Below are 12,316 nucleotides of genomic sequence, written 5' to 3'. Positions count from 1 at the left end.
AGTTAAAGATGCTAATAACTGTGTAATAGCAGTTCCGGTAAACGCAACTGTTCAGCCACTTGATCCGCCAACAATTGATAATGTAAGCGGAACACCAATCTGGTGTACACCAGCGGCAAATACAACAAGTACAGTTACTGTAACAGTTAGTCATGGTGTTGGTACCCTAACTTATGCGATCACTTCTCCAGCAAGTGCTATTACAAATGTATCAGGTGCTGCAAACGGAATCTTTACTTCATTATCAGCTGGAACTTATATTTTCAAAGTTACAGATGCAAATGGCTGTACAGATGAAGCTACATATACTGTTGATGCCTTAATCAATATTACAACTGCAGGTCAGTTAATAAACGATGTAGTTTGTAACGGAGAGGCAAATGGTTCAGTGAAATTTGATGTAGATAATTTCGCAGGTACTTATACAGCAACGTTAACAGCTGGTCCAACAACGGGTACTTTAACTCAGGTTGGTAAAGTGGTTACCTTAACTAACTTACCTGTAGGAACATATACAGTTCAGGTTAGAGATGATATTACAGGTTGTACAGCTTCTGCTTCAGTGACTGTGGGTCAACCAGTGGCATTATCATTAACTGCAACTAAAAACACGCGTGCTAATTGTAAAACTGGTGCCGAGGTTACTGTTGTAGCAGCCGGAGGAACTCCAGATTATAAATATGCATTCATTTTAGATACAGATACAGTTACAGCTGCAGATTATTCTAACAGCAATAATGCTGTGCTAGATCCTGCAAAAGGCTTTAACTGGGTAGCTTACGTAATCGATTCTAAAAATTGTACGATATCTATTCCAATTACAATTGTACTAGATCCGTTGCCAAATACTATTACTACAAATGTGGCAAGTCAATGTCCATCTGCGACAGGTGAGTATACGTTTACAGTAACTGTAGGTAATGGTGTATCGCCTTATGAATATAGTATCGGAAATGGTTTCCAATCAAGCAATACATTTACAGTAAATGCTCCTGGAAATTATGATGTTACAGTAAGAGATGCTAATCAATGTGAAGTAACTGTGACCGCTGCCGTAACAATTGCACCAGCATTACAATTAGAAGCTATTATTACTGCATTGCCAGACTGTGTAAATACTAATATTGGTATTATCACGGCAACTGCTACAGGTGGTTCAGGAAATTACAATTATACTCTAGATGGTGGATTTATTGTTACAACTACTCCTGCAGAATTCAATACTGTTACTCCAGGAAACCACGTGGTTAGAGTGAGAGATGTTGTTACTAATTGTGTTGTTATAGAGAATGTATTTGTCGCTCCGGCTACAGAGATTGAAGGACTTGCATTAGCGAAAACGGATGTAACTTGTAATGGCGGAAATAATGGTTCTATTACAGCTAGTATTGACGAAACAGGTGTAAATGATAACCCAATCTATGTGTATAAATTAACGGGAACTACTGCTTTAGGAATTCCTGTTAGTCTGCCAACAGTAGGTACTCAGGAGAGTCCTATCTTTGAAAACCTTGAAGCTGGAGATTATACTGTAACGGTTACTTCAGGTAGAGGTTGTAAAGCTTCAGAAGATGTTAGAATTAACCAATTCGATCCAATTGCAGTAGGTGCTCCGGTACATGTTCAATACGGTTGTGCAACTGGTACAAATACTTCTAACTATGCTACAGTATCAGTAGGTACTGTAACAGGTGGATCTAAAACCTATAATAATTATGAATTCTTCAGAGATGGAGTTTCAGTTCAAAATGGTCCTCAGTCAGTATTTACAGAAACAGATTACTTAGGTGGTAACTATTCTGTAAAAGTTACAGATGATGCAGGATGTTCAGGTGCAAGCGTAGGAACAGTGAGAGTTAATCCATTTATTAGTTTAGATGTAGTTAATGTTTCAAATGTAGCTATTACTTGTATTTCAAGTGAAGAAATAACAGTTTCAGTTACTTCTACAGGAGGAACACCGGTTCTGTTAAATTACAATGTAACTGGTACGGATAATGCTTACAACCAAACGAAAACTAACGGTAACTTCACAGGTTTAACTGTAGGAAGCTATATTATAACAGTTACAAATCCTGCAACGGGATGTAGCATACAAAAAGCGCACTATGTTGCAGAGCCTAATACATTTGAGATTAAAGCAAATCCAATTGTAAAAGAAGTTTGTTTTGGTGAGAGTAATGGAAGCGTTGAATTAACATTCGTTGATAATCAACTTAATCCATCAAATGAAGCCGGACCTTTCGATTATACAATTACAGATGGTACAAACTCGATTTCAGGTACAACAACTGATGCAGGTCCAGTATTGATTTCAAACTTAATTGCCGGTACATATAGTGTTATTGCTAAGTTAAAAGCAAGTCCGGAATGTACAGTACGAACTGTGTTTAGTATTGCACAACCTTCTGTAAAATTGACGGTGGCTACAACTAAATCAGAAATCACTTGTATTCCTGGTAATGATGGAGAAATCTCTGCATTTGCAACAGGTGGCTGGGATAGTAATTATACATACGAATTAGTATTATTGGGACAATTAGTAGCTTCTAATACTAATGGTAACTTTACTGGATTAGGTGCAGGAGTATATACAATTAATGCCAAAGATGGCAAAGGTTGTCCTGCTCAAACTACAGTAACGTTAAAAGTTCCAGATCCAATTATTGTGAGTGCGGTTCCAAGTGTTACAACATTATCATGTTTTGGTGATAAGTCTGCGACAATAACGGTTAACCCTCCAACTGGCGGACAAGGAAGTAACTATATGTATACTTTAAACATCCTGTCAGCAACACCGGTTATTGTTTCTGGCCCGCAATCTGATCCGGTTTTCACTGGATTAGGAGCTGGAAAATACAGCATAACAGTTTCAGACGGATTCAATTGTTCTGCAATATCTGCTGAAATTGATATTACAGAGCCAACAGAAGTTATACCAAGTTTAGTATTGGCTTCATCACAAACATGTAATACATTGTCAACACTTACATTAAGTGCGACAGGTGGTTCAGGTCCGTATAGCTATAGTAGCGATGGTACTAACTATAGTGCATTTACTACTCCATTTACTTTCTCAGTACCGGTGGGAACGTACCAATACTATGTAAGAGACGTTAATGGTTGTGTGGCAACAATTTCTAATGAAATTAAAATAGATCCTTTAGTTCCATTAACAGTAGAATTAGATATCACAAACGCAGTAGTAAAATGTGTTGGTGAAGCAACTGGAGTTATTGTTGCTGAAGCAAAAGGTGGCTTAGGTAACTATAGTTATACTTTAGAAACTAGTGCTGGTGTTCTTGTTCAAGGTCCACAAGATAACGGAAGATTCGAAAACCTAATTATAGGAAATTATCGAGTAAGAGTTGATAGTGGAGATTGTAAACAAACATCTGTTAATGCTGAAATTACTCAGCCAGCAGCAGCTCTACAACCAACATTTGTTCCAACTAATGTTACTTGCTTCGGTGAAAACAATGGTAAAATTGTTGTTACGACAACTGGAGGAACAGGAACTATTAAATATGCTATTTCACCTGATTTAAATCAGTTTGATTTCATTAGCACATTTGATAAATTAGCAGCTGGTTTATATACAATAATTGTACAAGATGAGAATGGATGTTACTGGAAAGAAGATATAGAAATTACACAACCTAATCCTCTTATTGTAACAGAAGTAGCAAACTCAATGATTCCTGAAGTTTGTAAAGACGATAAAGATGGAGCGTTTAGCATAGAAGTTAAAGGCGGAACAGGACCATATAGTGTAAGTCTTGATGTTAAAAACGGGCCATTTACACAAGGAGCAGTAGGTCAGACAATATTTGACTTTACTAATCTTTCAGGAGGTGTTCATACAGTTTATGTTAAAGACGCCGGAGGTTGTATCAATGAGTTTGTTGAAAACATGCCGCTACCAGTAGTTCTTAACCCAACTGCTGAAGTAACTTACGACTGTGTTAACAATACGCAAGCAAACATGGTAGTAATTACAGTTGATGAAAGCATAACAAACCCTGCTGATGTTGATTACTCTCTTGACGGAAGTGCAACTTACCAGCCAAGTAACATCTTTACAAATGTTGCTCCGGGTACACACTATGTAGTTGCAAGACATACAAATGGTTGTGAAGTGCCAACTGCTAACTTTAGTATTAAGGCTTACACTGCCTTAGGTGCTGTTAAAGCTACAGGTCAGCAAGAGATGAATATCATTTCTGTTACCGCTTCAGGTGGAGCTCCGGCTTACGAATACAGTTTCAATGGAGAGCCATTTACATCTTCTAACAAATACAAAATCTACAAATCTGGAGATTATAAAGTAATAGTTAGAGATCAAAACGGTTGTACGTTTGAGCTTATCGTTCCTGCTATTTATGTTGATGTTTGTCTTGACAATTACTTTACTCCAAACGGAGATGGTGTTTATGACAATTGGGGACCTGGTTGTACTAATATTTACAACAACCTTGAATTCTCAATCTTCGACAGATACGGTCGTGTAATTGCGAAATACCACTATGGTCAAAAATGGGATGGTAGATATAACGGAGAGGAATTACCTTCTGGTGATTACTGGTATGTTCTTAAACTAAATGACGAGAAAGACAATAGAGAGTTTGTTGGACATTTCACTTTATACAGATAACAAATTAGAGCCCCAAATTATGTTATCTAAAAAAATTATTACAATGAAAAAATTATTTTTATCCTTAGTACTCATGGCTGTAACAACAAGTTACAGCCAAGAGCTAAACCTACCGGTATTTACTCAGTATTTAGCTGATAACCCTTTTGTGCTTTCTCCCGCTTATGCAGGTATTGGTGATAACCTTAGAATTCGTCTTAATGGACTTACACAATGGGTTGGAATAAAAGATGCGCCTCAAAACCAATCTTTGTATGCTGATTTTAGAGTTTTAGATCGTTCAGGAGTTGGTATCTCATTGTATAATGATAAAAATGGTTATACACGTCAAACGGGTGCAAAAGTTTCATTTGCGCACCACTTGATTTTAGATTATTATTCAAAACAGTACTTGTCTTTTGGTATCTCGTATAACTTCAATACGTTTAAAATTGATATAGATGAATTCAATAACACAATTGAACATCCAATTTTAGACCCGTCCGTTACAGATAATCGTTATACATCAAATAACAACTTTGACATTAGTGCTTTATACCGTAATAAGAATTTTTACTTAAGTTTTAATGCAAATAACGTATTGCAAAAAAACACCGACAGATACCGTGGTTTAGAACCAAGTTTACTTTCTAACTATCAGGTATATACAGGTATGATTTTTAAAGACGGAGAAAATAGCCGTATCGAATACGAACCATCTGTGTACTACCAATATTTTGCCAGCGATAAGCGTTCTACTACTGATTTTAACTTCAAGTACAGACGTTACAACCGTTACGAAGATTACTATTGGATTGGGGTTTCATATCGTTTCTTAAACGACCAGTTTCCAAAACCATTATCAGTTGGGCCAATGTTAGGTTTCATGAAATCTAAATTTTACTTCGGATATTCGTATCAGGTAATGTTCAACGATCTTGGTAATTATAACACAGGAACGCATTCGATCACTATCGGATTCGATTTCTTCGGATCAATCAGTAACTGTCCTTGTACACAAAGTCCGGTACACGATTAATAAATTTTACATTTAAGATTTACTGTAGACTAAATCCTATATTTTTTCGTTTTACTATAAAATGAAAGGCCATTATTTGGTTTACAGTAACTTTTAATTGTTAAATATTCTGCTAAACAATTTTATATTTTTTAAAATAAATTTGTTTGTTTTCTTAATTTACAACGTTTTCGTTGTTATTGGTAGGTTATTTTTATATTTTTCGAATTTAATACTACACTAAAAGTTCTATATTTGTTATTCTTTCAAAAAATTAAAAAATTATCAAATGAAAACTTTAAACGATTTCGACTTTAAAAATAAAAAAGCAATAATCCGTGTAGACTTCAATGTTCCTTTGGATGAAAACTTTAATGTAACAGATGCAACACGTATCGAAGCTGCAAAACCAACCATTGATGCAATCTTAAAGCAAGGTGGAAGTGTAATTTTAATGTCACATTTAGGAAGACCAAAAGGAGCAGAAGAAAAATACTCATTAAAACATATTTTAAAAACAGCTTCAGAAATTTTAGGAGTTGAAGTTAAGTTTGCAACTGATTCTATTGGAGAACCAGCACAAACTGCAGCTAAAAATCTAAAACCAGGAGAAGTTTTATTACTTGAAAATTTACGTTTTCATGCAGAAGAAGAAGCTGGAGATGTTGCTTTTGCAAAAGAATTAGCTTCACTTGGAGACATCTACGTAAACGATGCCTTCGGAACTGCACACAGAGCGCACGCCTCAACTACAATTATTGCACAATTTTTTCCAACAGAAAAATGCTTCGGAACATTATTGGCAAAAGAAATAGAAAGCTTAAACAAAGTACTTAAAAATAGCGAAAAACCAGTTACAGCAGTTCTTGGCGGATCTAAAGTTTCTTCAAAAATCACCGTAATCGAAAACATACTTGATAAAGTAGATCACATGATTATTGGCGGAGGTATGACTTTTACATTCGTTAAAGCACAAGGCGGAAAAATTGGTGATTCTATTTGTGAAGATGACAAACAAGATTTAGCACTTGAAATTTTAAGATTGGCCAAAGAAAAAGGAGTTCAGATTCATATTCCGGTTGATGTTATAGCTGCAGATGATTTCTCAAACACAGCAAATACACAAGTAGTAGACGTAACAGCAATTCCTGACGGATGGCAAGGTCTTGACGCAGGTCCTAAATCATTAGAGAATTTCAAGAAAGTAATTTTAGAGTCAAAAACAATTTTATGGAATGGTCCATTAGGCGTTTTTGAAATGGAATCTTTCGCAAAAGGAACTATCGCTTTAGGTGAATTTATTGCAGAATCTACAGAAAAAGGAGCTTTTTCACTAGTTGGAGGAGGAGATTCTGTTGCTGCAGTAAAACAGTTTGGTTTTGAAGATAAAATGAGCTACGTTTCCACTGGTGGCGGGGCAATGCTAGAAATGTTAGAAGGAAAAATCTTACCTGGAATCGCTGCGATTTTAGACTAAAATTTCACAATTAACATTTTTTTAGATAGTTTTTATGGATAAACTATTTAGTTTTGCAAAAAGTAATCACTCTGTAATTATTTGAATTATAGAATTTTAAATAAATGTTATATGATTATAAGGAAAATTTCATTAGCGGTTTCTGTCTTCTTTTCTGTAGCTTCTTTTGCACAAGATGTTGCAAAAGCAGATTTAGAAATTAAGCCAGATGTTAAAGTCTCTTATTTAGATTCAGTTAAAAACTCTTTCAAAAAAGATCTAATGTGTACCCGTGTAGACAGTCTTTGGATGAACGAATTAGTGAGTTTAGATATCTATGATGATTTAACGAAAGACATTCAAACCATCAATACAGATATTTCTGTTGATGAAGAATTACCAACTGAATTGCTTAAACAGCGACTTCAGGTGATGAATGAGAAATCGCCTTTTGAGATCGAATATAATCAGGGATTAGAAAACATCATAAAGTCATTTCTTAAAAATCGTAAAAAATCATTTTCACGATTAATGGCTTTATCAGAATATTATTTTCCAATTTTTGAAGACGCCTTTGCAAAACAAAACGTTCCTTTAGAAATTAAGTATTTAGCCGTTGTAGAATCTGCTTTAAACCCTAAAGCAGTTTCTAAAATGGGCGCCACCGGAATCTGGCAGTTCATGTACGGAACCGGAAAACAATACGATCTTAAAATCGATTCGTATATAGATGAACGTAGCGATCCTTTAAAATCAACTGCTGCCTGTTCTGAATATATGACTAAAATGTTTAAAATTTTTGGTGATTGGGAGTTAGTTCTTGCATCGTATAATTCAGGACCTGGAAATGTAACAAAAGCCATTCGTCGCTCTGGCGGAAAAACAAAATACTGGGATATTCGTAACCATCTTCCAAAAGAAACTCAAGGTTATGTTCCAGCTTTCTTAGCAACAATGTATCTTTTTGAATTTCATAAAGAACACGGAATAAATCCTGAAAGAGCTGTAGTTAAAAACTTTGAAACAGATACAGTTCAAATTAAAAATCAAATGTCATTCAAGCAAATTGCCGATTTGTTAGACATGCCACAATCACAAATACAACTTTTAAATCCTTCATATAAATTAAATGTTGTTCCATTTTATCAAAACGAGCCACACTTTTTACGTTTGCCGAAAGATAAAATTGCAACTTTTGTGAACAACGAAGATAAGATTTATGATTACGTAGCTTATCAGTCTCAACATAAAGGACTTCCAAAACAATTAGCTTTAAAAGTTTCACCAAAAGGAAAAGCTAAACTGGATAATGCCGTTGCCACAACAGAAACACAATATTATAAAGTTAGAAAAGGGGACAACCTTGGTTCGATTGCAGATAAGTATGATGTTTCGATTTTAGAGATAAAAAAATGGAACAATCTTAAAGGTAATGCACTGGCTCTAGGTAAAACTTTAAAAATCAAATCAAACAACGATTCGATTGTAAAAAATCCAAAAGAGTTAAAAGTAATTCCTGAAGTTGATAAAAAATCTGAAGAAGCACTTGCGTCTGCAGACAATAACGATAAAGGCGGTAAAAACCTTGAATACGTAGTTGCTGCCGGAGATAATTTGGGAAGTATTGCTAAAAAATTCAATACATCAATTGCAGATTTAAAAGAATTGAACAACCTGACTTCTAATAATATTGGATTAGGAAAATCATTAATCGTTGGCAAAGAAATAGTTATCGAAAATGAAACACCTGCTACAAATACTGCTGTAGCTTCAAGCTCAATAGATTCATTCAGAAAAAAAACAGCTTCGGCTAAAAATATAACAGAAGATTATTACGTTAAAAAAGGAGATTCATTGTATAGTATTTCTAAAAAATATCCTGGAGTAACAATTTCAGATATTAAAAAATGGAATAATATTAAAGATGGAGATATTAAACCCGGAATGAAACTTAAAATAAACGGATAATAAAAAAAATCTTAACTAAATTTGGGTTTTATTTCATTAAACTAAGAAAATGAATAAAACCCATTTTTTATGCCTTTTACTTTCGTGTTTGTTTGTTTCCTGTTTTAAAAATGAGAAACAGCCTCAGCCTGTTTCCGGCAAAACAAACACAATATCAGTTATCATCGACGATCAGTTGTGGTACGGTGAAGTAGGCGATACCATTCGAAATAAATTTGCTTCTCCGGTTTGGGGTCTTACCCAGGAAGAACCACTGTTTACCATCAATCAATATCCGGCTAAATTATTAGAAGGATTTGTTACCGATAGCCGAAGTATCATTGTAGTAAAAAAAGCTGCAACAGATAAATTTGAAATCAAACACAGCGAAACATTACCACACAATACGTTCCGTATTTACGGTAAATCTGTTGAAGATATTATTTGTAGCATCGAATTAAATTCGGCACAAATTATCAAGATGATTCGCGATGCCGAAATTCAAAAAATCCAACAGGACAACAGCAAATCATTGTTGAATCCGGCGGTAATAAAAAACAAGTTTCACATCGATCTGCAAATTCCCTACGGTTACGAATATATGTTGCATAAAAAGAATTTTATGTGGCTGAAAAAGGAAATCATCAGCGGGAATACAAGTTTACTGATTTATCAGATTCCAATTCGCAGACTTACCAAAGGTTCAGATATTGTGGGCAATATTGTGCGTATGAGAGATTCAGTAGGACGATATATAAAAGGACGTGAGCCAGACACGCCAATGATTACGGGAGAAGCTTATGCACCATACTTTTCGACAACAATATTAGACAGAAAAAAAACGTATGAAACCAAAGGAACCTGGGAGTTAAAGAATGATTTCATGACAGGGCCTTTTATAAACTACGCTATTATTGACGAAGCTTCAAGGAGAATCTTGGTTATTGAAGGGTTTTGTTATTCGCCTTCTAATCAGGAAAGAGACCTAATGCTGGAGCTCGAAGCCATTATAAAATCAGTTAAAATTGAGAAAAGATAATTTGTTATATTTTTCGTACATTTGATTTAATAACCAATAAATCAATTATTTATGAAAAATCTCTATCTAACATTATTGATATTAACAGGATGTTTTACTTCTTGTAAAAAGGAAATAAAAACAGAGTCTGGAAATGAAAAGGTTACAGATACTATCAAAACCAAAGAACAAGCTATTGAGCAGCCTTTAGATTCTGCTGCACAAATGAAAGCCTGGGCAGAATATGCAACACCGGGTAACGCACATAAATTAATGGCTGATGAAACCGGAACATGGAATTGTGATATGACTTTTTGGTCAGAACCAAATGGTAAACCAGAAAAAGCAAGTTCAACAGCAAACATTAAAATGATTCTTGGCGGTCGATATCAGGAAGCAAATTATAGTGGCACAATGATGGGACAGCCGTTTCAGGGTAAAAGCACATTGGCCTATAATAATGCCAGCAAAGAGTACACTACCACTTTTATTGATAACATGGGAACAGGGATGATGGTTGCTGTGGGTAAGTTTGATGAGAAAACAAAAAGTATGGAATTTAAAGGCGATATGGTAAATCCCGTAAACGGAAAAAAAACACCTTATCGGGAAATATATACAATTGTTGATCCAAAAACCCGTAAAATGGAAATGTTTGATGTTAAAAACGGCGAAGAATATAAAAGCATGGAAATTATAATGAAGAAGAAATAAGCAGATATAAATAATCAGAAAATCCCGATTACAACTTGTAATCGGGATTTCTTTTTTTAAAATAATAGTAATAAAGATTTTTCAAGTAATTTAGTTGTTTGAATAAATGAAAAAACAACAATGGAATTAAAATGGAAAATAAAGCCTTTTGAGGCATTAAGTGTTCATGAGTTATATAATTTACTTAAAGTAAGAAGTGAGATCTTTGTGGTTGAGCAAAATTGTGTTTATTTAGATATAGACGGTAAAGACCAAAAAGCATTGCACCTTACTGGAGAATACGATGGCAAAATTGTTGCCTATGCGCGTTTGTTTGATGCCGGAATTAGTTTTGATAATGCATCGATTGGAAGAGTAGTAGTGGATGCCAATTACAGGGATAAAAAATGGGGGCATGATTTAATGCGTGAAGCAATAGCAGGAATTAAATCTAATTTTGGTAAAGATGCAATTACAATTGGTGCGCAATTGTACTTAAAGAAATTTTACGAAAGCCACGGATTTGTTCAATCAAGTGAAATGTACCTTGAAGATGATATTCCGCATATAGAAATGATTCGGGGTTAATAAAGTTTTTATTTTTTTCACTAATGCAACATTGTTTCAAAACAAAAAATTGTTATTTTTTAAAAAATAAGATATTAATAAACAAACGATTACTAATTTCGTTTAAAGCTTAACTTTAAGCCATAATGTAGCTTTTTGGGTTTGCCTGAAAAAATAAAATTAGATTTGCGTAATACAAAATTCAACCCTGCGATCATAATTATCACCTTTTCCCAAAGGATATTTATTGCCGCAACCCTGAAAAGTCATTCTGCTGGAAGATACTTTTTTTGACAAAAGATATTTAAAAACGGTTTTGGCACGATTCCAGGAAAGTCTTCTTTCTTTAGTTTCCTTGTCAATTCCGTCACCATAAATTTCGGGAGTGCAGCAAACATGACCTCGAATTTCAAACTGAATATTTTTTTGATGCTGCAAAATCGTTGCTATTTTATCTAATTCTTTTTTAGAATTGTGTGTTAGTTTTGAACTTCCAATATCAAAAAGAATGTTGTCGAGATAAATTTTATCGCCAACTTTTAGTTTGTTTTTAAAAGAACTATAAACTTCTTTTCCGAAACTGTTTTTATTTACAACGATTAAATCAACTCTCCGATTTTTAGAACGTGTTTCATTTAGGTTGTCTACAGTATCCGGTTTTAAAATTACCCGGCCTTTACCTTCAAGAATAACTATTTTGCTTTGATTAAAACCCTTCAATACGAGCAGGTTTTGAATTGTACTAACGCGATTCTTAGACAATCTAAAGTTATAGTCATCATCTCCACGATCATCACAATAACCATAGATTTGTATAGATTCCACTTTTGAAGTATCTATTTTTTTTATAAAATTCGAAACAACGCCTGTTTGTTGTTCAGTAAGATCAAATTTATCAAAATCAAAGAATATGGTTTCGATTGGTTTTTGCTGTGCCGATAAATTGAGCGTAAAGAATATAAATAAGACTTTACAAATTTTCAT

Annotated in this window: 8 protein-coding genes; 7 read left to right on the top strand and 1 reads right to left on the bottom strand. The window is 34.3% G+C overall.

Annotation, left to right across the window (positions count from 1 at the left end; genetic code table 11):
• The 7 genes from RT99_RS04960 to RT99_RS04930 form a co-directional block, all read left to right on the top strand.
• Positions 1 to 4,654: T9SS type B sorting domain-containing protein (locus RT99_RS04960; protein ID WP_042563625.1), on the top strand; the 4,654-nt coding region annotated here is incomplete at its 5' end.
• Positions 4,655 to 4,697: 43 nt separating this feature from the next.
• Positions 4,698 to 5,672 carry a type IX secretion system membrane protein PorP/SprF gene (locus tag RT99_RS04955; RefSeq protein ID WP_042563640.1) on the top strand — a complete coding sequence of 325 codons (975 nt, stop codon included), beginning with the start codon at positions 4,698 to 4,700 and terminating at the stop codon, positions 5,670 to 5,672.
• A gap of 268 nt (positions 5,673 to 5,940) precedes the next feature.
• Positions 5,941 to 7,128, top strand: coding sequence for a phosphoglycerate kinase (gene pgk, locus RT99_RS04950; RefSeq protein ID WP_042563624.1), 1,188 nt, complete (start codon positions 5,941 to 5,943; stop codon positions 7,126 to 7,128).
• A 111-nt stretch (positions 7,129 to 7,239) separates the two neighbouring features.
• Positions 7,240 to 9,075, top strand: coding sequence for a LysM peptidoglycan-binding domain-containing protein (locus RT99_RS04945; RefSeq protein ID WP_052483572.1), 1,836 nt, complete (start codon positions 7,240 to 7,242; stop codon positions 9,073 to 9,075).
• Between the two features lie 49 nt (positions 9,076 to 9,124).
• A complete protein-coding gene (locus RT99_RS04940) occupies positions 9,125 to 10,093 on the top strand; it encodes a DUF4837 family protein (protein ID WP_042563623.1) in 969 nt (322 codons plus the stop codon).
• Between the two features lie 51 nt (positions 10,094 to 10,144).
• A complete protein-coding gene (locus RT99_RS04935; protein ID WP_042563622.1) occupies positions 10,145 to 10,786 on the top strand; it encodes a DUF1579 domain-containing protein in 642 nt (213 codons plus the stop codon).
• Positions 10,787 to 10,906: 120 nt separating this feature from the next.
• Positions 10,907 to 11,353 carry a GNAT family N-acetyltransferase gene (locus RT99_RS04930; protein ID WP_042563621.1) on the top strand — a complete coding sequence of 149 codons (447 nt, stop codon included), beginning with the start codon at positions 10,907 to 10,909 and terminating at the stop codon, positions 11,351 to 11,353.
• A 159-nt stretch (positions 11,354 to 11,512) separates the two neighbouring features.
• On the opposite strand, the gene RT99_RS04925 is transcribed toward RT99_RS04930, so the two are convergent.
• Positions 11,513 to 12,316 (bottom strand): OmpA family protein, encoded by an 804-nt coding sequence (locus tag RT99_RS04925; RefSeq protein ID WP_042563620.1) that lies wholly within the window; start codon positions 12,314 to 12,316, stop codon positions 11,513 to 11,515.

The organism is Flavobacterium sp. MEB061 (assembly GCF_000834715.1).
GTDB classification, from domain to species: Bacteria; Bacteroidota; Bacteroidia; order Flavobacteriales; family Flavobacteriaceae; genus Flavobacterium; species Flavobacterium pectinovorum.
The sequence above is the reverse complement of the archived record's forward strand: the minus strand, read 5'-3'. Positions and strand labels throughout refer to the sequence as shown.